Here is a 26,138-nt window from a genome sequence, read left to right as displayed (position 1 = left end):
TACAGCGGCGATGGCAAACTCGACCTCATCCTCACTGGTAGCGGCATCAGTAAACTGTATAAAAACAATGGCAGTGGTGTGTTAACCGAAGACACAAGCCTGGCGCTGCCCGGTGTGAACCAAGGCTCGGTAGCGTGGGGAGATTACAGCGGCGATGGCAAACTCGACCTCATCCTCACTGGTAGCGGCATCAGTAAACTGTATAAAAACAATGGCAGTGGTGTGTTAACCGAAGACACCAGCCTGGCGCTGCCCGGTGTAAATCTTAGCTCAGTAGCGTGGGGAGATTACAGCGGCGATGGCAAACTCGACCTCATCCTCACTGGCGGCAGCAACAGCGGCAACATCAGTAAACTGTACAAAAACAATGGTAGTGGTGTGTTAACCGAAGACACCAGCCTGGCGCTGCCCGGTGTAAATTTTAGCTCAGTAGCGTGGGGAGATTACAGCGGCGATGGCAAACTCGACCTCATCCTCACTGGCAACAGCAACAGCGGCGGCGGCATCAGTAAACTGTACAAAAACAATGGCAGTGGTGTCTTAAGCGAAGACACCAGCCTGGCTCTGCCCGGTGTAGCAGGTAGCTCGGTAGCGTGGGGAGATTACAGCGGCGATGGCAAACTCGACCTCATCCTCACTGGCTACAGCAACAACGGCTTCATCAGTAAACTGTACAAAAATGCTTTGTTGACTCTCAATACTCCCACTGCTATTAGTTACACTGATACAGCCAATGATGATATTTTCACCGCTCAAACTGATACATTAGTAGCTAGTGGCCCAGGCAAACAAACCCTCACCTACGGTATTGATGGTGGTACAGTCAATGGCACAACTGTCAACAAAACCGGAGCCTACGGTACACTCAGTCTCAACACCAGCACGGGAGCATATACCTTTACACCCGTTGATAGCGCAATTGAAGCACTGACAAGCAACGCTACAGACAGCTTTACCGTTACAGTTAGTGATGGCAATGGTGGTACTGATAGCAAAATTCTCGCTCTTAATCTGACTGGTGTAAACGATACACCGACTCTGAATACTCCCATTGCGATTAGTTACACTGACACCGCCAATGATGACACCTTTGCTGCTCAAACTGGTACATTAGCCGCTAATGACCGAGATAGCGGACAAACCCTGACCTACGGGATTACTGGTGGTACAGTCAATGGCACAACTGTTACCAAAACTGGAGCCTACGGTACACTCAGTCTCGACACTAGCACGGGAGCATATACTTTTACACCCGTTGATAGCGCAATTGAAGCACTGACAAGTAACGCTACAGAAGGATTTAACGTTACAGTTAGCGATGCTACTGCTACCGATAACAAAACCTTAAATATTAACCTGACTGGTGTAAACGATACACCGACTCTGAATACTCCCATTGCGATTAGTTACACTGACACCGCCAATGATGACACCTTTGCCGCTCAAACTGGTACATTAGCCGCTAATGACCGAGATAGCGGACAAACCCTGACCTACGGGATTATTAATGGTACAGTCAATGGCACAACTGTTACCAAAATCGGAGCCTACGGTACACTTAGTCTCGACACTACCACTGGAGCATATACTTTTACACCTGATGATAGTGGAATTGAAGCACTGACAAGCAACGTTACAGAAGGATTTCCCGTTACAGTTAGTGATGGTACTGCTACCGATAACAAAACCCTAAATATTAACCTGACTGGTGTAAACGATACACCGACTCTGAATACTCCCATTGCGATTAGTTACACTGACACCGCCAATGATGACACCTTTGCCGCTCAAACTGGTACATTAGCGGCTAATGACCGAGATAGCGACCAAACCCTGACCTACGGGATTACTGGTGGTACAGTCAATGGCACAACCGTCAGCAAAATCGGCACTTACGGTACACTCAGCCTCAACACTAGCACCGGAGCATATACCTTTACACCCGTTGATAGCGCAATTGAAGCACTGACAAGCAAGGCTACAGAAGGATTTACCGTTACAGTTAGCGATGCTACTGCTACCGATAACAAAACCCTAGATATTAACCTGACTGGTGTAAATGATGCACCCATCTTACAAAATGCCATCGCTGATCAAATAGCGAAACCAGATACAGCTTTCAGCTTTACTTTTGATGCTAATACCTTCAATGATGTTGATGCTGGAGACAATCTTACTTACTCAGCAACTCTACAAGATGGCAGTAATATACCTAGCTGGCTAAAATTCAATGCGGCGACGCGCACATTTAGCGGTACACCAACTAAGGCTGATGTCAGTGTTCTCAAAATTAAATTGACAGCAACCGATACATCAGATCAAACAGTCATTGCTAATTTTGCTTTAAAGGTAGACAACGTAAATCATCCACCCACCTTACAAAATGCCATCGCTGATCAAATAGCGAAACCAGATACAGCTTTCAGCTTTACTTTTGATGCTAATACCTTCAATGATGTTGATGCTGGAGACAATCTTACTTACTCAGCAACTCTACAAGATGGCAGTAATATACCTAGCTGGCTAAAATTCAATGCGGCGACGCGCACATTTAGCGGTACACCAACTAACGCCGATGTTGTCAATCTGACAATTGAGGTACAAGCTAAAGATAATGATGGTGTAAGTGCCACTGACACATTTGCATTAGCTGTCGAAGACAATAAGGGCACACCTACTTCCAAGCTTTCAAAAATTGCGGATGATATCTTTAAAATCTCTGATAGCAGTAGCAAATCAAAACTTGAAGTTACTCTCACCGGACAAAGCTCTAATCTTGTAAATGAACTAGGAGTGTTTACCGTTGACGATGCTCAAGGTAACATCAATGGTATTGCTCCAGGCGCAGCAGGTTATGCCCAAGCAGCTTTAGACCGAGCTAAGGTAATTTTCTCTGCTATTGCCAATCTTCCCAATGGGTTTAATACCGACAATTTGACACATCTGTTGGAATTTAACTCCGATGATAACTTCAGATTTTATTTGGTGAAAAATAGTACAACTGATGCTGTACGAACTGGAGTAACTCCACTCACAGACATACTATTTTCTGATCCTTTAACGCAAAAGATTACAGATTTGGGGAATGATGACTTTTCCCTTGCTTGGAAAGATGGTGGTAATAACGCTACTGACTTCAATAATCTGGTGGTAAAAATTCAGTCCACAAATGATTCATTACCTCTGGGTACAAATCTGCAAGGAAACTCCCAAGGAGAAGTGATTGATTTGCGCGGTGTCACAAATCAGGTAAAAGCTGATTTTGTGGTTAACAGAGAAGCAGCTTTCAATAATTTCATCGGCTTCTATCAAGTAGCTGATGAGAATGGTGGTATTGACACTAACGGAGATGGCAAAGCAGATATTCTCACCGGACAGGCTGGTTATACTGAAGCCGCAGTTCGGGGGCGTGTTGCAGGGATTGACTTGACAGTTAATAACCAAGGTAGTGCAACTTCCACAGGAACTTTCCAGCCAGGTTCTATCTTTGTACCGTTTATTATTGCTAATGGTATGCCTGATGCTTTACTTGATAGCAATCCAAATAATGATCCAGCAGTTTACTTCCCATTCTTGGGAGCTAACACTGATAAAGTAGATCACATTCGTTTGTTAGGGAATAACGTTTTTGGCTTTGAGGATTTAGCAAGTGGTGGTGACAAAGATTTCAATGATATGATTGTGCGAGTCAATATGACTATTGCCTAGTCTAAATTATTAAACATCGCCTATAACTTAGTCGAGCCAATGTTGAGCAATGTTGTTAAGCAGCATTGGTTTAAATAAGTGAGCGTGAATAATTAAAGCTTTGTACTAAGGGCTAAAGCCGCTTACTACGAGCTAATTTAATTAATTTTATATTGCGTAACATACTTTGATTTCTTCTTGCTCACTTACTTAACTCTCTCAATTGTCAGCACAGTGATGATCACGTAAAAGTGTTTAACGATCGCACTCATTCCAAACGCTTATGGGGCAATAGTTTCCTGTTTAATACTTGAGGTATTTCTTACCCTGAGTGTCTAATTGGTTTTGGGGAGCGAGTAAGCTGAAAAAACATCTACCAGCAGCGATTCCTCCGTGATCGAAAAAAAGCCTCGCCACCGTCCACATAGCTAAGACAAAGTTAGCTAACAGTCACCAATATTTGATAATGTCTTCTTAATAAATCTCAACACTTCCACCATTAACTATTAAACCTCACAGAAGAGGACAAAGGAGATCAGGAGCCAGAGAGCAGGGGGAAAGTTGCAGTAAGTCTTTCCCGTCTGCCCAATGACGCCAGTCGAGGAAAGGGGAGCCACTCCGTTGCGGGGTTCCAAGAGTTGTACTCCTACGGAGAAGCAAGCTAGCAAGAGCGTCTTTGACAGGAGAAGGAAGTGGCGTGGAAACCCCCTGTAAGAGCGCTGGCTCCCCAATCCCCTCGATAAAAAAGAGATATCCTGTGTATACATTTTATTGACTGAACTAACGCCATAGTCCAGTGCGATCGCTACAATCTTAGGATAAGCAAAACTCGATGGTGCAGCAGATGCTCAAGCGGCTATTTCAATGGCTCAAAAAGCTTTTTCAGAGCTTGTTTGGTGGAAAACAGACTGCCTCAAAAGCAAGGGGGAATGTGCAAAAAGAACCAGCACCACCCCTAAGCGATACGGATCTGGAATTTCTATTTACCGAACTGTTGCAAGGAGTACATCAAGCACGAGGGGAAGTATGGGCACAAAAGTGGCTGCATAATATTGAACATCGGATTACAACTGAAGACTGGGTTGAGTGGTTAGGGCGCTTTGGCGAAAGATTGCTAGCATCACCTACACCCAATAATGAAATAGCTGCGCGGTTAGTGCAACTGGGTGAGTTGGGCATCGGAGAAATCGGAGATGTTGCCTATAGTATTGGGATGCAGTTGTTGACACGCAATCAAGGTGAACCAATTTGGGAATATGAAGGGCCAGATGTTCTTAGCACAACTTTGCCATCTGAGCCAACCGCCCCAATATCAGAGTCAGCAGATGCGCCAGAGAACCTCCCGGAGGAAGAATACCAAACTGTCACCCTAGAAGAGTTGTTGGTGATGTTGCAGGAAGATGAAAATTTACGTCAACAGATGGCTCAACAGCTTGCTGTTGAGACAGACGATCCAGAACTGCTTGTTCAGGCATTGATTAGTCAATTATATCCTGCCGGTCAATCGACTACAGAGCAAACAGAGAATTAACTGCTTGGCTCAAGAGTTGAATCTGAGAATTGTAACGTTGTAATGCTATGCTCTTGAAGTTTTGTATATTTTTTGCTAACTTGCTACGGAAGCGCTGTCAGGATCTAATGGGTTTTTACGTAATTCATGATTTTTTTAACACAACGATGGCTACAATCTAGAAAAAGAAAATCCAAGAGTGTGGCAGATGCTCAGGCGGATATCGCAGTCGCTTAAAAGGTTTTTAAAGCGCCTTATTGAAAGTAAGCAGACTAGTTCTCTCAAGGGTGCGAGAGGACACAATCTGGTGGAGATACTACCAGAACTAACCAATGCGGATCTGGAACAATTGTTTATCCAATTGTTAGAAGGCGTGCATCAAGCACGAGGACGACAGTGGGCATTGAGGTATCTGCAACGGCTCGAAAATCGCATTCCGGCTGAACGCTGGATAGATTGGTTGGTGATGTTTGGTGATAGCTTGCTAGCTTCACCCGCACCGAATCCTCTTTTAGCAACACAGATGGTGCAATTGGGGGAACTTGGTGTCGGCAGAATTGGAGATGTTGCCTATGACATTGGCATCCGGCTGATGCAAAACTCACCCTCACAAATTGAGTATCAGGACAATCAGGCACAAAATGACGTAGAAATCACTCCTGGGCAAGAACTGCTCCGCAATTTAGGTGAACAGTTATGGGAATATGATCAGCCAAATGTCGTAGAAACTACTCCTGGGCAAGAACTGATCCGCAATTTGGGCGAGCAGTTATGGGAATATGATCAGCCAAATGTCGTAGAAACTAGAACCGATGAAGAAATTCTCCCAACTTCCCCTGGGCAAGAGCTAATCCGTAGCTTAGGTGAACAGTTATGGGAATATGATCTGCAAGATGTTGAACCAATAACGCCAGCGCCCCCAAATGTCTCTTCTGAGGAAAGATTGACCGAGAATTTAGAGGAACTGGTATTGGAGGATGAACCAGAAGATGCCCAAACCACAACCCCCCCAAATCTCCCTCTCCCCGCAGCGGAAGATTCAATCACCTCGTTAGCCGAACTGAGGTTCGGCGATCAAGAGGAAGTTACTCGAACTAAAACAGCAGCAAATCTCCTTTCCACTAGACAAAGGACTGAATTAGCAACGTCTGACTCAGTGGAAACCTGGGATAACACTTTGACAAATTTAGAGCCAAATGTGGCTAATACTCTAGATGAGTTGTGGGTGAGATTGGATGAAAGTACCAATTTAGTCCAACAACTTGCTTCTAATTTGGCAGTTCAAAGCAGTAATTTCCCTGGTATTATTGAGGGACATAGCGATAATCCGATTACCCAGGCTCAAGCGTGGTTTTACCAAGGTCTAAGCCAAGCCAAAACAGGTGATTTGTTAGGCGCGATCGCATCTTATGACCAAGCCATCGAACTGCAACCAGAATTTTCCGAATATTGGTTTAATCGAGGTTTGACGCTGTTTCATTTAGAACGTTTTGATGAAGCGATCGCATCTTACGAAACAGCCACAGGACTGAAACCCGACTTCTATAAAGCTTGGTACAACAGAGGTGGAACTCTCGGAGAATTAGGATACTTTGAAGAAGCGATCGCTTCTTTTGACAAAGCCATAGAAATTAAACCAGACTACCAAGAAGCTTGGTCTAGCAAGGGTTTGGCGCTGCTGAAGCTAGGTTGGCTACCGGAAGCTATTTCCAGTTATGACCAAGCGCTAAATCTGGAACCAGAAAACCAGGAAAACTGGTATCACCGAGGCATAGCCCTAGCTGTAAGCGAACAATTTGCAGAGGCAATTAGATCTTACGACAGAGCTATAGAAATTGATCCAGACTATCACGAAGTGTGGATAGACCGGGGTGTAGTGCTGTTTAATTTAGGACGGTGGTCAGAAGCGATCGCCTCCTGGGACAAAGCTCTTTCAGTTCAAGCCAACTTCTACTTAGCTTGGTACAACCGGGGTATAGCGTTAGACAACTTAGGACGCCGCATTGAAGCGATCGCCTCCTATGAGCAAGCGATCGCCATTAAACCCGACTTCCACTTAGCTTGGTATAATCAGGCAGTAGCACTGTTTTATTTAGAACAAATTGCCGAAGCGATCGCCTGTTATGACAACGCTTTGCAAATAAAACAAGACTATTGGGAAGCTTGGATTGGTCGTGGAACTGCGATCGGTAACTTAGTGAATGCCGACGAATTGCTGAATTTGTCGAGTAGTATAACAGCAACAAATCCCGCCTTACAACAGGGCGGCTACGAAGGAAAATTAGCCAGCTACGAGGAAGGGTTAAAACATCTGCGGACAGATACCCACCCAGAAGGTTGGGGTAGATTGCATGTTGCGATCGCTAATACTTACTACGATCAAGGAAAGAAACAACCCAACCCCCGCGATTATTGGCGCAAAGCCGCATCTGAGTACCATCAGGCGCTGTTAACCCTCACACTAGAATATTTTCCCCAGTTGCATTTAGAAGTTCTGCAATCTCTAAGCAAAGTGCTGATGGGTTTGGGACAAACAACACAAGTTCAAGAATTACAGCAACGCGGTACAGATTTATTGCGACAATTACTAACTGAAGAAACTCGCTCTGACGAAAGTAAAAAACAGCTAGCTCTGAAATTTGCAGGCTTTGAGCAATTGGCAGTTGATTTAGCCGTAGAATCTGGTGATTTAGTTGAAGCTTGGGAAATTGCCGAACAAGGCAAAAATGCTTGTTTAAACTGGCTGCTTTCTGGCTGGAATGATCATATTTACTCACCTGATTATGGCTCAATTCAACAACTATTCAATCCCACAACAGCAATTATTTACTGGCATATTAGCCCAGTCGCCCTACATACTTTCATTCTCAAAGATGCAGCGCCATCACCGATCCTTCTCTTTACACCCATGCAAGATCCTGGGGCAATACCTTTAGGAGAAGACGCTATCCTTCTAAATGAATTGCCTCTACCCGAAGCAGTGCAACGCCTAATTGAATTTGAAAGTTGGCTAGAAGATTGGCATCAACAATACCAAGAATATCGCAGCACGGCCCAAGACAAAGAAAGTAAAAGCCAGCATTCTTGGCGAGTTGATATGGAACAGAAGCTGTTGCAACTATATGAAATCCTGAATATTTCCACAATTGCACAGGAACTCGAAGGCATTACCCAACTGGTTTTAATTCCTCACCGTGACTTGTACAGATTGCCCATTCATACCCTTTTCCATCTCTCTTCCCCATCGCCGGAAGAGTTGCCGAATGTGGAGTCAAATTTCACTGTCACCTATCTGCCTAGTGCCCAAATAGGTTTATCAATAAAAACTGAAGATATTTGGCAGTGGCAAAATCAGTTATTGCTCAGTGTTGAACATCCTGAGAGTGCAGGTTATCCCACACTGAAATTTGCCAAACTTGAGTCTGAAATTGTTAGCCAGATGTTCGATAATATCCAACGAATTCAGGGGTCAGAAGCTACGAAAAATATTGTCGGAAAGGCCTTATTTGATAATTACAACATATTTCATTTTACAGGTCGTGTCACTAATAATTTAGCTGAACCTAAAAAGTCAGAATTAGCATTAGCAGGTGAAGACAAACTTACTCTAGATGTAATCTGCCAACAAAATCTAGCAAGTTACAACCTTATTACTCTCTCGTCTTGTGAAAATTTAACTACTAGCAACCACACTATCAGCAGCGAATATGCGAGTTTAGTTAGTGGTTTTGTGAGTCAGGGCGTTCCTCATGTAGTGAGTACTCTCTGGAGTGTAGAATCTTCAGCTAGTGCCTTGGTAATGATAGAGTTTTATCGACGATTGCAGCCCAATAAATCAGCAGTTACTGCCTTAGCTGAAGCAACACGATGGCTCAAAGAACTAACTGCTGGAGAACTGACAAAATGGTATGAAGATATCTTGAATAATCTGCATCCTGAGGAATTACGAATTCAGACTTATTTAGCGACACAACTATATAGAAATAGTAAAATGGCATCAGATAAAAATCTTTATAATCATCCTTACTACTGGGCAGCATTCACGATTACGGGTAAGCCAAATTAATCCTTTGAAACTTAACCGATGTGCAACTTATTCTTGGAACCGCTCTCCAAACCTCTTTCCCGCTCTTGAGAGGCTTTGAATCTTACTCCCCAACGCTAGTAGAGAAGCAGGGTGGTTTCATACGAAGAAAGAAAAATACATAAGTCTTGATTCTCGTTTTGTGACATGGCTTTTTACCCCGCTTCCATTCCTCTGCCCGAAAGGTCGAGAGGCTTTGAAACCCAGTTTTAGTTTTTATCTCTTCTTGTATGAAACCACCCTGCCCAACGCTAGTAGGGAAGGGGTTGGAAGTTAGCTTTGAGAACGGCGTAACTTAGTAAAAATAATTCGTAATGGTGGGTTTGTTATACCAGTTACCAACTTTGCCACTGGTGCACATTAACAAAAACCTGCTCTCTGGGTTGATGGCAAAGGCTTAAATCTAAACTTTATTTAAGCCTAATCTAACTCCCGGCGTCCTTCCAATGCCCTTGCCAAAGTCACTTCGTCGGCGTACTCCAAATCACCACCTACAGGCAAACCAAAGGCAATCCGCGTCACCTTGGTAAATGGTTTCAGGAGCTGACCGACATATAGTGTTGTTGTCTCCCCTTCTACACTCGGACTAATTGCCAGAATCACTTCTTGAGGTTTTTGCTGACTTACCCGCCGCTGCAAAGCCAGTATAGTCAACTGTTCTGGGCCAATTCCATCAATTGGCGAAATCACCCCACCCAAAACGTGATATTTGCCTTTATACTCGCGGGTTTTTTCCAGCGCAATCACATCACGTGGATCTGCTACGACACAGATAGTGTTATTGTCACGGTTGGGATTGCGGCAAATTTCACAAACAGGTTCAGCCGATAAGTGAAAGCAAACAGAACACAAGCCTATTTGTTTTTTTGCCTCGATTAAAGCTTGTGCCAAAGCTTCAACTTCTGCTTCTGGTCGCTTCAAAATATGCAAAGCCAGTCGTTGGGCAGATTTAGGGCCAACTCCCGGTAGGCGTTGCAATTGCTCAATTAACCGTGCTAAAGGGCGTGCGTAAACCGTTGTCTTGTCTCCAGAATGTTTTTACTTTTACTATGATGACATTTACCAGTAATTTTTTTAGTGATGAATCGCGTCTAGAGACGCGATTCATCTGGTTTTATCAACCAGGCGGCCAGTTCAACTGCCGTCCTCCTAAAATATGCACATGTAAGTGGTGGACTGTCTGGCCACCATCATCACCAGTATTGATGACAACTCGATAACCCTTTTCCAGTCCAGCTTCTTTTGCAACACGTTTGGCGGTTAACAAAAGATGCCCCAACAGAGCATGATCTTGAGATTCAGCATCAGCTAGTGTAGGAATGGGTTTTTTGGGAATGACGATGATGTGAATGGGCGCTTGGGGGTGGATATCTTTGAATGCCAGGGCCAAATTATCCTCATAAACAATATCAGCGGGAATTTCCCGACGAATGATTTTGCTGAAAATCGTTTCTGTAGTTTTACTCATGCCAATCTACCTACTCATCTGCTAAAGATTTTAAAGGTTTACTGTAACGTAAATCGGCACGGGAAAAACCATCTATGTTTAGTTTTGTCAAAAGTTTGAAATGACCGGATTGCAAGCTGTTCCATGATTTTAAGTTTCGCCACATAAATTGATTTTTTAACGCCGACTTACTTAGTGACCTGATGATATACATAACAAAATACTCCTTCCTATTGCTCTTCCATCACTCTAGTCAAAGAAAAATCTCAGCCAACTTCTAGACAAGAGACAAAAACTGGGTTTTAACCTTTATTTTCTAACATTATGGCTAAAATCATCTCTTTTACCTGAAAGCCTTACGTAGTAAGGATTATTGTTTTATTCTCTGGTGATAGTCATGAAAGAGCGCTATGATAAAGTTTTCCATAAAAAAATTCCTCCCACCCCAGCATAAAGACAATAATTACAATCTTTCACTCAAGTCTTGGGTGAGATTGTCATGCTTAAAAAGTTGTATATTTTGTGTACCAGTGCTTTGGAGATTTATATGAAACAGTCAAAATACTATTTTGTTGTTTTTTTTATTATCATAATTAGTATCTTTCTGCGTTTCTGTTTCTTGCAAAATCAAAGTCTTTGGTTTGATGAAGGCTGGAGTTTAGCTTTATCTGATGGTACAAGCGTTCAAGAAAATCTCTTCAGAATTATAAATCGAGAAGCTGGTGACAAATATCAACCGCTTTATTATTTAATCTTGTTCTATTGGCGTTCAGTTTTTGGAGATAGTGAATTTGCCATTCGATCGCTCTCGGCTTCGCTGGGAGTCGGCTCTGTAATTGCCGTATTCTTTACTAGCCTACGTGTTTATGGAAAAAAACATGCCCTATGGTCGTCCATGATCCTAGCAGTTAGTTCTTTCAGCGTATTCTACAGCCAAGATGCCAGGCCTTACGCATTATTAATATTTATAGCCTCACTTCAAATATATTTCTTTAGTTATTCATTCAGTGTAAATAAGAGTAATAAAATTATTTCGCAATTGCTTTTTGGGATCTTGACTGCCATAGGAAGTTTTGGCAGTATTTTGACAATAATCTTTAGTTCAGCCATTTGTTTCTCTCATGCTATTGTTTATAGAAACTTAAAAGAATGGATCAAATGGTGGATACCTCCGGTAGTTTTTTCTTCCCCAATGATTTGGTTCTACTTGTCTTCACCTGCCGCATCTGATCCAACAGCTACTACAGTTACTCGTAGTGGATTACCCATAGTTGAAAACATTATGTTTGTGATCTACGGCATATTAGTCGGGACATCCTATGGACCACCACTGGAGAAATTACGCGATGAGGAAAAGATAAAAATTTTACTTGGCTACTGGCCTCATTTATTAATATTTGTTATTGTGATTACTGTGATTTCTCTAGCTTTAATAACAAGTTTATTAAAACACCGGAAGAGAAAAAGATATCAACGGGCTGATTACTTTTTCACATCCCTTTTAGTCACATCATTTTTAATAGCTTTTCTGTTTGCTCTGCTGACAAAAATTAATTGGCTACCGCGCCACTCTTTTTATCTATGTATACCAGTTGCCATTCTGATTCCATCAGCGTTTTTACATAATTACCAGCGGCGTAATAAAAAATATATAGTGCCTGAAGTTACCAAATTAGCTACTATTTCTTTGCTACTTATGAATGTTTATTCAAATTTTCAATACTCTTCAAATCCAGCCTATGCAAAAGATGACTACCGTTCGGCTGTTCGCTACCTTCTACAACATCGAAATGAATCGGCAAAATCTGTATTGTTATTTGGACAGCCTAGATTATTCCAATATTATGGAGATTCATCGACTATATATGCACCAGAATATATTCTAAAAACTGTGAAGGGAAAAAATCTGCCAGAAAAACTTAGTACGATAACCAAAAATGCAGATACAGTTTTTGTGATAGTTAATCGCGAATTTGATTGGGAACTCAAAGATGTTTTTAAAAGACAAATGAGTGATTTATATAACTTTGAAGATGAGGTTGATTGGCCTTATATGAAAATATACCGATTCACAAGGAAGAAGTAGAAAAAAGCGCCATAGTATATGCCTTGAAAACGTACTTGTTTTTCACGAATGATGCTTCAAATGGATAGCTTCAGTATTCCCCAGCAGAAGAAATTTTGGTAGGTTCTTCCCCCAAGGAAGTAGTATTTGCTCAGGCGGCAGAAGCTGCATTACAAGGGGCGCAACTTCCGCAATACAACTCTTTCAAAATTGAGCTAGCCAAGCGGGCAATAGGCAAAACTAACCCAGTACACCGCCAACACCGAGGAGAAAATCCCTATTGCGGTGACGTGGTTGAACTGACGCTGGCGCTAGATGAAACAGAAAGCAAAATTGCAGACATTAAATTTGAAGGTGCAGGTTATGGATTGTGTCTTGCTTCTGCTGAGTTTATGGCGATCGCTATCAAAGGTAAAAGTATCACACAAGCGCTGTTGATCGTAGAACAGTTCCACGAGATGGTAACGGGACATACTCAGTTTGAGCCGCCGTGGGAGAAGCTCAATATTATCCAAGGTGTTTCCCAATATCCGATGCGGGTTAAGTGTGTAACTTTGGCTTGGCATACCCTAAAGGTGGCGCTGGGTTCAGTTGAAACTGGGGCGTATCTTTAATGCATCAATGTATCGACTGGACAATGCGATTGTATCGACTGACAATACGATTGTATTGACTGATAATACGATTGTATTGACTGACAATGCGATTGTATCGACTGACAATGCGATTGCGATCGCCTTTAGTGCAGTAGCAGATGCGATCGCCCGTAGTAAAGTATTAGCTGCGTAGACGCAAAACCGTCAGGGGGTTGTAGTCTTCTCTGCCAGACGCTACGCGAAGGCGCAGCGTTCGTTGGCCCAGCCTCTCGCAGAGAAAGAAAGGCGGTTGCCGTCGTTAGCGCAGCGATAGCAAAGCAAAAGCGTTAGCGAGTCTTGTCTGCGACACGCTGTTCGCGTTTGAGCGTCAGGGCTTGTTACTAAACATCGCCTCTGCTGAAAAAAACTCTCTGTTAGGGTTAGCAAACCCAATTAAGTTTACACCATTGAATATTTTCAGTTTTTGTTTTTTAATAAACAAAAACTATATAACTACAACAAAATCAAAACAATTTCCGCACTCATGTGCGACCAAAAGTTACGAGTTTTTGAGAAAATTCTAATTTTCCGTATCTGCTCAGATTTTCTTTAGATTTGCCAACTAGCGTTAGGGCAGATTTGTTAATTGCCTACCTGCCTTATTTAGCAGCGCCCTTTTTTTAGAACTGATGCAGCTTAAAGGTGCTAAGGGTGCGAAAGCGTTGATCAAAAAATATACGGTTACAGTATTGATTCTTCTGATACCACAAGCTGCAATTGCTCTTGATCCCCTAGACGATTACGAACAGCTACTATTATTTTGTAAATTGGACAGGATGCTTAATCTACAATATATAGTGCTATATCTTTGTAGTTGAAAATTTTAATAAACCACAAAGGCTTAAAAAAATCACAAAGCCGACTTTTGCAACACAACCGTATTTGATGGCTAAATCAATTGTTTCAACAAAACGCCTCAGCAGACAGTTAATCCGCTGGTTGCTTGAAGAAGACCGACGAGAGAAGGAAAGACCTCACCGCAAGCAAGAAATACATCGCCAGCATCCTTGGTGGCAAGTGATGTGCTTGACTGGTGTAGATTATTTCTCGACTCTTGGCTATCAACCTGGGATTGCAGCACTGGCAGCTGGCGCTCTTTCTCCTGTGGCTACCCTGGTTCTGGTTTTGCTAACGCTCTTTGGAGCATTGCCAATCTATCGGCGCATTGCTGCCGAAAGCCCTCATGGTGAAGGGTCGATCGCAATGTTAGAGCGTTTGCTCCCTTGGTGGCAAGGCAAGTTACTTGTGCTGTGCCTACTAGGCTTTGTGGCAACCGACTTTATTATTACCATTACCCTGTCGGCTGCTGATGCTACAGCCCATATCATCGAAAATCCGCTGGCTCCATATTGGCTTCACAATCAGACGATCGAAATTACCCTGGTATTAGTTGCATTACTAGGTGCAGTTTTCCTCAAAGGTTTCCGAGAAGCAATTGGTATTGCAGTAGTTTTGGTGGCAGTTTATCTAGTGTTAAACTTCATTGTCGTTAGCGTCGGTCTGTATCAAATCCTAACTCACCCGGGAGCGATCGCTAACTGGCAAACTGCACTTTTTGCACGCCATTCCAACCCTTTGATCCTAATCGGCATCGCTCTTCTGATATTCCCCAAGCTAGCGCTGGGATTGTCAGGCTTTGAGACTGGCGTGACCGTTATGGGTCTAGTAAAAGGGAGCAGCAGTGACACTCAAGAGCATTCCAAAGGGCGGCTTCGGAATACACGCAAGCTGCTCACCACTGCTGCTGTGCTTATGAGCTTCTTTTTGCTCACCACCAGCTTTATAACCACTCTTTTGATTCCAGCCGCACAATTTGCATCTGGGGGCAAAGCCAACGGACGGGCCCTTGCTTATTTATCACATCTGTATCTAGGCAATGGCTTTGGCACAATTTACGATCTAAGTACTATTTCCATTTTGTGGTTTGCAGGTGCATCTGCAATGGCAGGGCTGCTGAATATTGTGCCTCGCTACCTACCACGCTATGGCATGGCACCCAATTGGGCCCGAGTAACGCGACCTTTAGTGTTAGTCTACACAGCGATCGCTTTTGTGGTCACAATTATCTTCCGGGCAAATGTGGAAGCCCAAGGTGGGGCTTACGCAACTGGTGTGCTTGTATTGATTACCTCAGCTGCCTTTGCCGTCACTCTATCAGCCCACCGTCACAGAGAGAAGCGGGCAAGAGTCGTCTTTGCAATCATCACACTGTTGTTTATATATACTACTGTTGTCAATATCATCGAAAGACCAGAAGGGATTAGGATAGCTGGATTTTTCATCGGTGCGATCATTTTTACCTCGCTGGTTTCTCGTGTTTGGCGTTCAACGGAACTGCGAACAGAGCGGATCGAAGTTGACGAACTTGCTGGCCAATTCCTTGCCGAAGAAAGCCAGGGAGCAATCCGGCTGATTGCTAATCGATTGAATAAGGGCGATGTCCTAGAGTATTTTATGAAAGAGAAAGAGGTACGCGAGGATAACCATATTCCACCCAACGATCCAATTCTGTTTCTAGAAATTAAGGTATCCGATGCTTCGGAATTTGCGGATGTGATCAAAGTAAAAGGGGTGCAAGTTGGTGATTACCACATCCTCCGGGCTGAAAGTGCAGCAGTACCTAACGCGATCGCGGCTTTACTGCTTTATATTCGTGACCACACAGGTAAGATTCCCCATGCCTACTTCGGCTGGGTTGAAGGCAACCCTATACAATACTTACTGCGTTTTATCTTGTTCGGAGAGGGTGATATTGCTGTGGTCACGCGTGAAGTACTGCGTCGGGCTGAAAAGAATCCCGACAGGCGTCCTGGCGTTCATGTCGGGGGGTAAGCATCATGGATGATTGAAGAGGACACTTACCTTTGAAGATTTTCTCTCTCAATACCGAGATAACCCCCGCTATAAACTGGCAGATGGAGAACTAATTGACAGGTCAACCACTGGCCCTTAGGGATCACCTGAACTTGCAGATATTTATCTCTAGCGATCGCTTTTAAGTTTTTTGACTGGTTTTCGATCACAGGATCGCTAGACATCGCCTGTTTTCACCCGATCATCAGAAGTGCGTAGAGGCTCTGCGGCTTATTGCTAGACAACGCCTACTTTTACCCGATCACCAGAGGTGCATAGACGCAAAGCGGTGATGGGGTCGCAGTCTTCTCTCAAAGGGAGACACTAAGAGCGATGACGATTAACTTATAATCAAAACAACTTGCCTTCAGCAGATTGACTTTCATGACATATATCTCCCCAAAAACGCTCACATTTGAAGATTTTATCTCCCAATACCGAGATAATCCCCGCTACGAATTGGCAGATAGAGAATTAATTGACATGGAACCAACTGGCCCCCACGAAACGGTGAGTGGCAAACTTGCAACCCAAATTGGGATCTACCTTGTTGCAGAACAACTTCCCTGGTTTATTCCTCGCACTTGTTTAATTTACCCCTTTGCAGATACAGCTACAGTTCGTCGTCCTGATGTCGTGGTTCTCGATGAAACTGTTCTTGACCGTGAACCCCTTTGGGAGCGAGAACCCGTAATTACAATGGGACGCTCAATTAAACTGGTGGTGGAAGTCGTTAGCAGCAACTGGGAAACCGATTATGCGCGAAAAGTTGAGGAATATGCGCTCTTAGGAATCCCTGAATACTGGATTGTGGATTATCGAGGATTGGGCGGTGTAGTATTTATTGGTAAACCTAAACAAGCTACATTCACTGTTTGTCAATTAGTTGAAGACACCTATACTCAACAACAGTACCGACTCAATGAATTAATTAACTCGCCACTTTTGCCCCGTCTTCAACTTCGCTTAGATGACATTCTACCTCGTTAAGTGTTGAGTGCAGAAGAAGAGTGAGAAGCGACGCCGATAGCGTACTCCTACGGGGAAGCAAGCTACGCGCAGCGTCTCGTAGAGAAGCTCTCTTCGAGTATTCGTTCGCGCAGCGTCTCGTAAGAGAGCGTCATAGCCCGTCGTAGACATCGCCTCTACCACAGCTATGAATATTATCGGTGTGTAGACGCTTCTTCGGCGAGTCCAGAGACATCGCCTGCTTTAATATTTGAATGTAGAATATAAAACCGTGAGTGCAAAATAATTTACAAACAGAAAAAACTTTTGTACTAAAATCTGTTTTGTACATTTTAAATAAATATCCTTGGCATACGACAGCATCTGCCGATTTTTGACATCGGAGTATCCATTACCTTTTGTACAATGGTTGCTAAACTCTGCTGAAACAAATATTCAGGTTTTACCCACAGAATTAAGCGTAGAACCAATTCGTTCTGATGCTTTATTCCAACTACCAGAACTAGGTAGCATCCTTCATTTGGAATTCCAAACAGTTCCTAAATCAAAACCATCTCTTCCTGTGAGGATGTTGGATTACTGGTTGAGAATATATCGAAAATACGAATGTCCCATCGAACAAGTAGTCATTTTCCTAAAACAAACAGATTCCCCTGCTGTTTACATCAATGAGCTTGCTGTTGGGAAGACAAGACATGAATATAGAATTATCCGTTTGTGGGAGCAAGACCCAAAACCGCTTCTGGCTAACCCTGCACTGCTACCTTTAGCAGTTTTGGCTTCTACAGATACACCAGCAGGTTTGCTAGAACAAGTTGCTGTAGAAATAGATAAAATCGAAGAACCAGCACAACAGCAAAATATAACAGCTTGCGTAGAAGTGCTAGCTGCCTTAAAGTTCGATAAACAACTAATTCGCCAGTATTTCAGGGAGGAACTAATGCAAGAGTCACCAATTTATCAAGAAATACTAGAAAAAGGTGCCAAGCAAGGAAAGCTACAAACCTTAACCCGCCAACTTTCACGGCGATTTGGCACAATTTCTTCTGAATTACAGCAACAGCTTCAAGCACTGTCGATTAACCAGCTAGATGATTTAAGCGATGCGCTGTTTGACTTTTCCGAAATATCCGACTTGGCAGTTTGGTTGCAAAATCAGCGATAACTCGAATTATTTACACTATAGCCCGTCGTAGACATCGCCTGTCTTAACACCAACTCAATTAGTGCGTAGAAGCTCTGCTTCTTGTTGCCAGACATCGCTTTGAAGAGAATGTGATTATTCGGGATGCGAGCACCTGTTTTCAAACTATCACCAGGAGTGCGTAGAAGCTTTGCTTATTGTCGTCAGACATCGCCTTTATGAGGTTATGAATTATTTAGAGGTGTTACAGGTTTAACCCAAGCACATCAATCAACACTGAGGGCTTTGCGGGTAGTGGAGAGTTAAAATAACTTCGCCATTTTTTCAAACTATAGGGTATAAATAGAATTTAAAATACTTTTAAATTCCTGATCAATTTCTGCAAGTTGTTTTAACCAAGTATTTGAAGAGATAATTTCTTTTGCTTTTGACTCTTTAAAAGCAGCAATTTTCTGCTCAACATCTCCTAAAAATCCCTTTTCAAAGGTCGATAGTTGTTTGTCAATTTGAAGTTTTAGGTCTTCACTGTTTGCATTAAGCTGCTTAGTAATCTCGTTACGTGCTTGAGCTATCTTTTTTTGACGTTCTTGTTCCTGTACATGACTAATTATTTCTCCCATAACTGTTACAAATACTGTAGCATAATTTAAAAACTTAGTACTATTACCGAGATTTTTAGCAATACCAATTTCTTCACCTGGGCTAAATCGATTGCCTAGAATATTGTTATCAAAATATAAAATTTGCTGGTGAAGTTCACTACCTACAACCTGACTATTATCAAGCCAAAATGAAGATGACTCGCTTTTTTTCTAAATAGCTTCATTCAAAGCTTTTTCTGTAGTATTCTTCTTGGCTATATCTCCTATCTTCTGAGCTTCAAATAAAGATATTTGAGCTTTTTCTATCTCTTAATTTGCCGCTTTAATGACATTTTTTGTCGCTTCTATTTACAGTCGTATTTTTTAGTATATATCCCATCACTTTAACACTAACATTGATGGTTTTTGTTATATATTTTAATTTATTAGATTTGGGCTTGACAGGCGTAAATGATGATATTTCTTCAGATTGGAGCGAAGCTTCAAGAGCACGACATAAGTCGCTTTCAAATTTCTTTTCAAGTTTTTGCTTAAGAGGTTCAATCGTATTATCAAATTCTTTTTGGATTTGGATTTTTGCTTGCTCGTAGGCTAACTTATTAAAATGTTTAAAGTTAGCACAGATGGCAGCGATGGCATCAGCACCTTCCATCTGCAAATCCATCAGTGCTACGTCGGGCTGATGTTGGCGGAAAAATTCTACCGCTTCTCGCCCGTTGCAAGCATAGCCGACTACAGTCTATACCTGACTCAGATTCGAGAAATATTGTTAAAGCTTGTCTTAAAATCGGATGATCGTCAGCAATCAAGATGCGAATAACATTGGATTGGCTCATACGAAATATGTTTGAAAAGCAGGGTAAATGCTCACAAACAGCCTGTAGTAAGCCTCTGTTTGTGTGACTTAATTACCGACTACCAATTACAAATTACAAATTACGGATTAGTATCATATTTTGATAGTCACCACCACCTCCGTCCCCTGTCCTGGCGAACTTTAAATTGTTAATTTTTCCCCGATGTGTTCAGCCCGTTCGCTCATGAATAAAAGACCAAAGCTGTTGATAACAGATACACTGCCTATATCAAACCCTTCTCCATCGTCCTTGATCCGCAAGCTTCACTGGCAATCTTTTTTGCATAATCTAGTTATAAAAAATGCTCACAAAAAGAGTAACCCTAAAAAATCTCTCTTCAGATAGACGCTTATTTTATAAATAAGCAGAAACTATATAAGATGGGTTACTTTTATGTTCGCCGGTTAACTAAGGTAGCGCTAGCTTGGTCAACAGGCATCAGCACAACTTCATTAATATTGACATGGGGCGATCGCGTCACGCAGAAAAATATCACATCAGCCACATCATCTGCTGTCAGGGGTGTAACTCCCTGGTAGACTTTGTTGGCACGTTCAGTATCTCCGTGAAAACGCACCTCGCTAAATTCTGTTTCTACCATCCCCGGGTCAACGGAAGTTACACGGACTCGCGTTCCCAACAGGTCTTGTTTTAAACCTTCAGAAATTGCTCTCACCGCAGCTTTGCTAGCACAGTAGACATTACCACCGGGATAGGTTTGATGTCCGGCAATGGAACCTAAATTTACCACATGACCGCGATCGCGACTCACCATTCCAGGAACGACATAACGGGAAAGGTAAAGTAAACCTTTAACGTTAGTATCAATCATGTCTTCCCAGTCTTGAAAGCTGCCTTCATGCAACTTGTCTAAACCACGACTTAGACCAGCATTGTTAATCAGAATATCGATGTCAGACCAGGCAGAGGGGAGAGTAGAAATGGCAGATTCAACAGCTGTGCGATCGCGCACATCTAGCTCTAACAAATGAATTTCAGTACTAAAATCTTTATTGAGAGTATCTGCTAGCTGCTGCAAACGTTCTAACCGTCGTGCCGCTAAGATCAGTTTTGCACCCGCACCAGCGAAGATTCTCGCACAAGCAGTACCAATACCGCTGCTTGCACCAGTAATCAAAATGATTTGATTTTCCAGGGAAGTCATTGTTAGTCAAAAGTCAAGAGTCCAATGTTAATTTAAATACACAATTTAGCAATTTAGCAAGTTACTGACACAGAAAATTTAGAGCGATCTATTTTCGTTGATCGTGACTTCGTAATAACAATTGCTAAGTTACAGAGCTAAACGTAAATGTCAGTGCTTGCTTTTACAACATAAACAGTACATTGATAAACTGTGTAATGCCCCACATTTAACCCACGTTGAGTATCAGTGTCAGATATACTGTAATACTCAGGTTTTGGAACAAGATGTCGATGATGATGAATTACTCTAAAGTAGTCTGATGCTCTTTGGCTATCACTTTCATGATTTTCAGGAAATGGCAAATTATTTACTAGCTCATAATCACTCCAATCGATCTGTAGTGTTGTACCAATTGCAGGTACTTCATTGTAAAATCGTCCCCAACCACCAAAACCACTAGGCGGATGATGATGGTGGTTTACAAAGTTAATAAATTTTTGTTCATTATCAACCAATGCAATCTGACAAAGTACAGACATATTTTCTCAGCTATTAATATTTATTTTTTTCTTGGATGTAACTCAAAAGCTAAATCTAAGTGGTAAAAAAACACATCAAACTCTGCAAAGAAATTCATATGTCCGAGAATCAAAGGAGCTTCTCTTGATTCTGTATATGCAAACGCAAGAAGGACGGGCGAAAACTCAGCAACTGTAGCTGATAGAACTAAGCCGCGTGCTTCCAGACAAGCCAGATTTTTAGTACGCTAGCGGTAGCGTAGCGCACTAACTCCTAACTCCTAACTACTTCTTCACCACTTGCAGGCGCTGAGTTACCATCGTCATCCCATTGCCCCGTAGGATGACAGCAGAAACCCATTGGCTACCAGGGGTAGATGGTGCTTGTGCTACTTTAAACAGTCCGCCAGATGTCAGTAATTCCAAATCCACGGGTGTGGGGTTAAGAAGTTTATCTGGTTGGATAGATTCTTCTAGCGCCGTTCCTAGTAGAAAATCATCACCAAGTGGCTCTTGGACGATCGCATCAAAATTATACTTCTGACCAACTTGCACCTGCTGTGGTAATTTAATATCAATTTGGGGCGGCTTGCTGCCAGAGGTAAGTAGAGTGCGTTCTGACAAAATGTCTTGGCGGACGATTTTGCCGCCTGCAATGCGCTGACGCGATTTAATCGTGGCATCGAGAGCTAAATTATTACTGTTACCGGAGGGTAAGCCAGTTATCTTCGTTTCTGTTTCGGCAATAATTGCATTGCCTTCAGGTTTTGAAGATAGCAATTTTGTACTGTATTGCAATTTAGGATATCGTTGCCAAAGTGAAATCAAAGACCTTTCCAGGGTTTGGAGGTTTAATCCATCTCCATGAGTGAAATTGGGGCTGTAGAATTGCAACACTCCTTTGACATCGCCCTTACTGGCGGCTACATCAATTTGCGTCAACAGGTTTTTCAGTTCGGCTGGTGCATTTTGGAGTGTACCAGCTTGGACTAATTGCTGTGGTGTCGTCGCTTGAGTGCGTTGCCAACCACTTGTTAAACCAATGGTCAGCAGGAACGAAACCAGCCAGATATTTGCTGGAAATCGGAGTTGGCGTCTCACTAAGGCGGCAATAATGTTAGTCATTGGTAAGAGTTTACTGATTTGATTAGAGAAAGTAAGGAAATTGTTTTATCTTAGTTAAGCTAAGCGCTAAACGGTAGAGGTTTGATGGCAAACGCACCTACACGATTATTAATAGCTGCCAGTGGGACTGGTGGACACTTGTTTCCAGCGATCGCACTGGCAGAAAAACTTCCAGATTATCAAATAGAATGGCTGGGAGTACCCAATCGGCTAGAAACTGAACTTGTCCCCAAACAGTATCCTTTGAATACTATTGCAGTTGAAGGGTTTCAGCAAGGGTTTGGACTCTCCTCAGTTCGCATCTTCGGTAAACTCGCCCTTTCGATTCTAGAAGTCAGACGAATTCTCAAACAGGGAAATTTTCAAGGGGTGTTTACCACAGGGGGTTACATTGCCGGGCCGGCGGTCATTGCAGCGCGTTCCCTCGGTTTACCCGTGGTTTTCCACGAATCTAACGCTTTACCAGGTAAAGTAACTCGCTTTTTTGGCCCTTGGTGTAGTGCGGTAGCCTTAGGATTTGAAGTAGCTGCTAAGTATTTACCCCGTGCCAAACATGTCTTTGTTGGCACTCCCGTCAGAGCGCAATTTATCGATGGGGCAATTAATGCACCACTGGATTTAGCTATTCCTGATGGTGTTCCCTTAATTGTTGTCTTTGGTGGTAGCCAGGGTGCAGTTGCGGTTAATAAATTGGTGCGCGAATCTGCAAACGCTTGGTTTGAAGCAGGTGCATATATAGTACATTTAACTGGCGATCGCGATCCAGAAGCAGATAGTCTCAAACATCCACAGTACATCGCCTTACCTTTTTACAACAATATGGCAGCGTTGTTGCAACGAGCTTCTCTTGCTATTAGTCGTTCTGGGGCTGGTAGCTTGACAGAATTGGCAGTGTGTGGAACGCCATCGATTTTAATTCCTTACCCCTTTGCCGCAGAAGACCATCAATCTTATAATGCAGACGTATTTACTTCATCTGGTGCGGCGTTAACGTTAAAGCAATCACAGTTGACGGCTCAAGCATTGCAAAGTAATGTGTTGAATTTGTTGCAGTCACCGCAAGAGTTAGCAAAGATGGCGGAAAAAGCAAAGGCGATCGCAGTTCCCGATAGTGCCGAAAAGTTGGCGCAGTTAGTACGTGAGGTGATAGAAACTTAACAAATTAAAAATTAACAATTGTTCGCGTGGTCACTGACTTGTACTGAGCGCAGTCGTTGGCGTAGCCTCTCGCAGAGAAGTAGCCTTGCCGAAGTGCAGCGTTACGGAGTGAAGATAGTAACAGACAATAGGAATTTATTTTCCAAGTTATGAATATTTTATTCAACCAAAAATTCCGCCTCACAGTAAGTTGCGCTGGTTTATTACTTGTCAGTTTAGCCAGTAGCCATCTATCTACTCAGTTAAAAACTAAACAGCCAGATCAACAAGATCAATCATTTCCTCAGCAAGAAAATTTTGCCCCACTTCAATCAGAGATTTCCTTTACCTCAAATCAAGCTGCTCATCCCTTCACCTCAAAATCTCAAAATACTTTTGCCGCTCAACAAATATCTGATGAGATTATAGACAACCAAAATGCTTTTTCATCTCGGCATAATTTGTTAGCAGCATCTGCACCCTATCCAGTAGTCGATGAGTTCAAAAAATATAAATTTAGCATTAATGGCAGCCAGGTTGTTACTCCAGTAAAACTACCAAATAGCAAGATTAATTTCAATCAAAGGGATTTATTAACTGTTCTCGTTAATACTAGAAAATATTTTCAAGACTACGCTTCAGAAGACCCAGATATTCTCCGTACAGGAATCCTTGCCACTCAAGGGGTTACTGTGCCAGATGTTCTCAAAACTTTAGATTTCATGATTGCTGTCTTAAAGGAGGATATTGCTAATAATCGAGCTACTCGTTTACAAGACCCTAAATTTATTAATACCAATTTTCGAGTCATTAAATGGTCTGCCTATAACCCAAATAATAAAAAGCAAAAACAATTACGAATTACCGAATATGCTGTCTTTACTCACTCTGGTTCTCGCAAGAAAACCTCTACTTTTAATACACCAATTTATAGCTTAAAAGAAAACTATAATAACGATAAGTTCTACACCAGATACACAAAGCAGGATGTTTTGTCTGGTATTTATGAACCAGGTGGTAGAGAATTTGGAAAAGTTACAAGTCTCGCTTATCTGACCAGAAATGGCTTAGAAGAAGCAATTATGGAAGGAACAATACTGATTAATTTTACAGATGGTTATAAGGCATTTTTTAATGTAGATAGAAATAATGGAATGTCTTATATTCGCGGATTGAAGGCAACAGCACAAAAGCGTTATTGGTATTTTAGAGAAGTTGATGCTATTAAAGGCTATGGATACAAAATAGATGCAAAAATTTCTATCAAACCTGGAGTCACTTTTGCTGGAGATGTTTTGAATATCGGTTTAGGTAAAGTGATTGTAATTGAGCATACTAAAGGTGGTCGCAAACATCTGCAAATGGGAGTCATCGCCGATACAGGTGGAGCATTTTTACCCAATATTTATCAACTCGATTTTTTGGCAGGTATTTTTAAGAATAAAAAAGAATTTGGGCAGGATATCAGGCAATTGCCTGAATATGCTACAGCATATTTTTTAGTAAAGAAGTAGAGTCTTCAGTACCTATTATGCTAATTATTAGCTTGTTGCCTCCCAAAGTCCTTTTCATAAAGAGTTTAAGCCTGTCAAATGTGAAATTAACAACTAAATAATTACTGAAAGGCTTGCCAGTAGTATATTCTGGATAATAATGCGGCAAATTAGCATAGTACGTGCTGAAAAACCAACAAGTAATGCATAAGTTGATGTCAAAAATCTATACACGGGTCAACAGTTCTAGGTTATGACCATTGGGGTCATAGAAATAGAAGCCACGACCTTCGTTCCAGTGGTTAATTTGTCCTTTATTCTGATGCATGGGGTCGCTACTGTATTCAATACCCGCCTCTTTGACGCGTGCAAAAATTGCATCAAATTCCTCATCACTGACATGGAACGCATAATGATGCGACTCGAACTCTTCAGCGTCGCCAAAGTCAAGCGTCAGTACATCATTTATATGCACAGCAGCGAAGTGACCAACGGGAACCTCGACCTCTAAACCAAAAATTTTTGCAAAGAACCTCGCCGAAGCTTCTTTGTCATATACGGGCACTATGGTGTGATTTAGAGTAATTGTCATGTCACACCTCCTCTCATAATTTCGGTAGTAATCAATATCAACTCTCTATTCAAGTCGATCACAACTCTATTTTATCTCTTCAACGCTGACACCAGAGTAAACCTATATAAATTCCGTGTTCTATGTATTTTGAACACCAGCAAACACGAATAACTGTTGCTTGTTCGCAATTTTGGTTTTTAAATAAGAAAAATTAATACTTTATATCAGCTTTACTGAAGTAATAAAACTTGATAAAAAATTGTAAAGCAGTGTAAAGTAGTTTCACAGGCA

Annotated in this window: 21 protein-coding genes and 1 pseudogene; 12 read left to right on the top strand and 10 right to left on the bottom strand. The window is 42.2% G+C overall.

The window, feature by feature from the left end:
* The 3 genes from V7K85_RS03460 to V7K85_RS03450 all read left to right on the top strand — a co-directional run.
* A partial coding sequence (locus V7K85_RS03460; RefSeq protein WP_334811258.1) for a putative Ig domain-containing protein occupies nucleotides 1-3,708 on the top strand: 3,708 nt, incomplete at its 5' end.
* An 823-nt stretch (nucleotides 3,709-4,531) separates the two neighbouring features.
* Nucleotides 4,532-5,218, top strand: a complete 687-nt coding sequence (locus V7K85_RS03455) for a hypothetical protein (RefSeq protein WP_334811259.1) — start codon at nucleotides 4,532-4,534, stop codon at nucleotides 5,216-5,218.
* A gap of 187 nt (nucleotides 5,219-5,405) precedes the next feature.
* Nucleotides 5,406-9,263, top strand: coding sequence for a CHAT domain-containing protein (locus tag V7K85_RS03450; RefSeq protein WP_334811257.1), 3,858 nt, complete (start codon nucleotides 5,406-5,408; stop codon nucleotides 9,261-9,263).
* A 438-nt stretch (nucleotides 9,264-9,701) separates the two neighbouring features.
* Here V7K85_RS03450 and recR read toward each other — a convergent pair whose 3' ends face one another.
* Nucleotides 9,702-10,259 (bottom strand): recombination mediator RecR, encoded by a 558-nt coding sequence (recR, locus tag V7K85_RS03445; RefSeq protein WP_273764321.1) that lies wholly within the window; start codon nucleotides 10,257-10,259, stop codon nucleotides 9,702-9,704.
* A 139-nt stretch (nucleotides 10,260-10,398) separates the two neighbouring features.
* Complete coding sequence (locus V7K85_RS03440; RefSeq protein ID WP_334811256.1) at nucleotides 10,399-10,749, bottom strand: histidine triad nucleotide-binding protein; 351 nt, start codon at nucleotides 10,747-10,749, stop codon at nucleotides 10,399-10,401.
* A gap of 526 nt (nucleotides 10,750-11,275) precedes the next feature.
* Here V7K85_RS03440 and V7K85_RS03435 point away from each other — a divergent pair.
* The 7 genes and pseudogenes from V7K85_RS03435 (at nucleotide 11,276) to V7K85_RS03405 (ending at nucleotide 18,415) form a co-directional block, all read left to right on the top strand.
* Nucleotides 11,276-12,814, top strand: coding sequence for a glycosyltransferase family 39 protein (locus V7K85_RS03435; protein WP_334811255.1), 1,539 nt, complete (start codon nucleotides 11,276-11,278; stop codon nucleotides 12,812-12,814).
* A gap of 95 nt (nucleotides 12,815-12,909) precedes the next feature.
* A complete protein-coding gene (gene sufU / locus V7K85_RS03430) occupies nucleotides 12,910-13,407 on the top strand; it encodes a Fe-S cluster assembly sulfur transfer protein SufU (protein ID WP_334811254.1) in 498 nt (165 codons plus the stop codon).
* Between the two features lie 7 nt (nucleotides 13,408-13,414).
* The gene (locus tag V7K85_RS03425; RefSeq protein ID WP_334811253.1) at nucleotides 13,415-13,582 is read left to right on the top strand and encodes a hypothetical protein; all 168 of its coding nucleotides are present in this window, start codon (nucleotides 13,415-13,417) and stop codon (nucleotides 13,580-13,582) included.
* Nucleotides 13,583-14,313: 731 nt separating this feature from the next.
* Nucleotides 14,314-16,260: an amino acid transporter gene (locus tag V7K85_RS03420; RefSeq protein ID WP_334811252.1), complete on the top strand. Its 1,947-nt coding sequence runs from the start codon at nucleotides 14,314-14,316 to the stop codon at nucleotides 16,258-16,260.
* A gap of 13 nt (nucleotides 16,261-16,273) precedes the next feature.
* Nucleotides 16,274-16,378: pseudogene (locus V7K85_RS03415) on the top strand (Uma2 family endonuclease); the annotation flags it as partial.
* Between the two features lie 287 nt (nucleotides 16,379-16,665).
* Entirely contained in the window at nucleotides 16,666-17,271 is a 606-nt protein-coding gene (locus V7K85_RS03410) for a Uma2 family endonuclease (RefSeq protein WP_334811251.1), read from the top strand.
* 325 nt (nucleotides 17,272-17,596) lie between these two features.
* A complete protein-coding gene (locus V7K85_RS03405) occupies nucleotides 17,597-18,415 on the top strand; it encodes a DUF4351 domain-containing protein (protein ID WP_334811250.1) in 819 nt (272 codons plus the stop codon).
* Here V7K85_RS03405 and V7K85_RS03400 read toward each other — a convergent pair.
* From V7K85_RS03400 to V7K85_RS03365, 7 genes are all read right to left on the bottom strand, one after another.
* Nucleotides 18,406-18,558 (bottom strand): hypothetical protein, encoded by a 153-nt coding sequence (locus V7K85_RS03400; RefSeq protein WP_334811249.1) that lies wholly within the window; start codon nucleotides 18,556-18,558, stop codon nucleotides 18,406-18,408. The genes V7K85_RS03405 and V7K85_RS03400 overlap by 10 nt on opposite strands.
* A 165-nt stretch (nucleotides 18,559-18,723) precedes the next feature.
* Nucleotides 18,724-19,014: a hypothetical protein gene (locus V7K85_RS03395; protein WP_334811248.1), complete on the bottom strand. Its 291-nt coding sequence runs from the start codon at nucleotides 19,012-19,014 to the stop codon at nucleotides 18,724-18,726.
* A 304-nt stretch (nucleotides 19,015-19,318) separates the two neighbouring features.
* Nucleotides 19,319-19,660, bottom strand: coding sequence for a hypothetical protein (locus tag V7K85_RS03390; RefSeq protein ID WP_334811247.1), 342 nt, complete (start codon nucleotides 19,658-19,660; stop codon nucleotides 19,319-19,321).
* On the bottom strand, nucleotides 19,635-19,832 hold the full coding sequence (locus V7K85_RS03385) for a hypothetical protein (protein ID WP_334811246.1): 198 nt from the start codon (nucleotides 19,830-19,832) through the stop codon (nucleotides 19,635-19,637). Before V7K85_RS03385 ends, V7K85_RS03390 begins: the two co-directional genes overlap by 26 nt.
* A gap of 412 nt (nucleotides 19,833-20,244) precedes the next feature.
* A complete protein-coding gene (locus V7K85_RS03380; protein WP_334811245.1) occupies nucleotides 20,245-21,018 on the bottom strand; it encodes an SDR family oxidoreductase in 774 nt (257 codons plus the stop codon).
* Nucleotides 21,019-21,155: 137 nt separating this feature from the next.
* On the bottom strand, nucleotides 21,156-21,539 hold the full coding sequence (locus V7K85_RS03375; RefSeq protein ID WP_334811244.1) for a hypothetical protein: 384 nt from the start codon (nucleotides 21,537-21,539) through the stop codon (nucleotides 21,156-21,158).
* Between the two features lie 264 nt (nucleotides 21,540-21,803).
* Nucleotides 21,804-22,643, bottom strand: a complete 840-nt coding sequence (locus V7K85_RS03365; RefSeq protein ID WP_334811243.1) for a nuclear transport factor 2 family protein — start codon at nucleotides 22,641-22,643, stop codon at nucleotides 21,804-21,806.
* Between the two features lie 84 nt (nucleotides 22,644-22,727).
* Between V7K85_RS03365 and murG the strand changes: the two genes are divergently transcribed.
* Nucleotides 22,728-23,801 (top strand): undecaprenyldiphospho-muramoylpentapeptide beta-N-acetylglucosaminyltransferase, encoded by a 1,074-nt coding sequence (gene murG, locus V7K85_RS03360; protein WP_334811242.1) that lies wholly within the window; start codon nucleotides 22,728-22,730, stop codon nucleotides 23,799-23,801.
* 149 nt (nucleotides 23,802-23,950) lie between these two features.
* The gene (locus V7K85_RS03355; protein WP_334811241.1) at nucleotides 23,951-25,294 is read left to right on the top strand and encodes a hypothetical protein; all 1,344 of its coding nucleotides are present in this window, start codon (nucleotides 23,951-23,953) and stop codon (nucleotides 25,292-25,294) included.
* Nucleotides 25,295-25,499: 205 nt separating this feature from the next.
* Here V7K85_RS03355 and V7K85_RS03350 read toward each other — a convergent pair whose 3' ends face one another.
* Nucleotides 25,500-25,865, bottom strand: coding sequence for a VOC family protein (locus V7K85_RS03350; protein WP_334811240.1), 366 nt, complete (start codon nucleotides 25,863-25,865; stop codon nucleotides 25,500-25,502).
* Between the last annotated feature and the right edge of the window lie 273 nt (nucleotides 25,866-26,138).

Source organism: Nostoc sp. (genome assembly GCF_036917615.1).
Taxonomy (GTDB): Bacteria; Cyanobacteriota; Cyanobacteriia; order Cyanobacteriales; family Nostocaceae; genus Nostoc.
This window is presented reverse-complemented; position numbering and strand designations above follow the sequence as displayed.

Excerpts from the sequence above, each read along its gene's own strand:
- V7K85_RS03455 (WP_334811259.1), top strand. The coding sequence starts at position 4,532 with ATGCTCAAGCGGCTATTTCAATGGCTCAAAAAGCTTTTTCAGAGCTTG.
- V7K85_RS03450 (WP_334811257.1), top strand. The coding sequence starts at position 5,406 with ATGCTCAGGCGGATATCGCAGTCGCTTAAAAGGTTTTTAAAGCGCCTT.
- V7K85_RS03440 (WP_334811256.1), bottom strand. The coding sequence starts at position 10,749 with ATGAGTAAAACTACAGAAACGATTTTCAGCAAAATCATTCGTCGGGAA.
- V7K85_RS03435 (WP_334811255.1), top strand. The coding sequence starts at position 11,276 with ATGAAACAGTCAAAATACTATTTTGTTGTTTTTTTTATTATCATAATT.
- V7K85_RS03425 (WP_334811253.1), top strand. The coding sequence starts at position 13,415 with ATGTATCGACTGGACAATGCGATTGTATCGACTGACAATACGATTGTA.
- V7K85_RS03420 (WP_334811252.1), top strand. The coding sequence starts at position 14,314 with ATGGCTAAATCAATTGTTTCAACAAAACGCCTCAGCAGACAGTTAATC.
- V7K85_RS03410 (WP_334811251.1), top strand. The coding sequence starts at position 16,666 with ATGACATATATCTCCCCAAAAACGCTCACATTTGAAGATTTTATCTCC.
- V7K85_RS03395 (WP_334811248.1), bottom strand. The coding sequence starts at position 19,014 with ATGGGAGAAATAATTAGTCATGTACAGGAACAAGAACGTCAAAAAAAG.
- V7K85_RS03390 (WP_334811247.1), bottom strand. The coding sequence starts at position 19,660 with ATGGATTTGCAGATGGAAGGTGCTGATGCCATCGCTGCCATCTGTGCT.
- V7K85_RS03385 (WP_334811246.1), bottom strand. The coding sequence starts at position 19,832 with ATGAGCCAATCCAATGTTATTCGCATCTTGATTGCTGACGATCATCCG.
- V7K85_RS03380 (WP_334811245.1), bottom strand. The coding sequence starts at position 21,018 with ATGACTTCCCTGGAAAATCAAATCATTTTGATTACTGGTGCAAGCAGC.
- V7K85_RS03375 (WP_334811244.1), bottom strand. The coding sequence starts at position 21,539 with ATGTCTGTACTTTGTCAGATTGCATTGGTTGATAATGAACAAAAATTT.
- V7K85_RS03365 (WP_334811243.1), bottom strand. The coding sequence starts at position 22,643 with ATGACTAACATTATTGCCGCCTTAGTGAGACGCCAACTCCGATTTCCA.
- murG (WP_334811242.1), top strand. The coding sequence starts at position 22,728 with ATGGCAAACGCACCTACACGATTATTAATAGCTGCCAGTGGGACTGGT.
- V7K85_RS03355 (WP_334811241.1), top strand. The coding sequence starts at position 23,951 with ATGAATATTTTATTCAACCAAAAATTCCGCCTCACAGTAAGTTGCGCT.
- V7K85_RS03350 (WP_334811240.1), bottom strand. The coding sequence starts at position 25,865 with ATGACAATTACTCTAAATCACACCATAGTGCCCGTATATGACAAAGAA.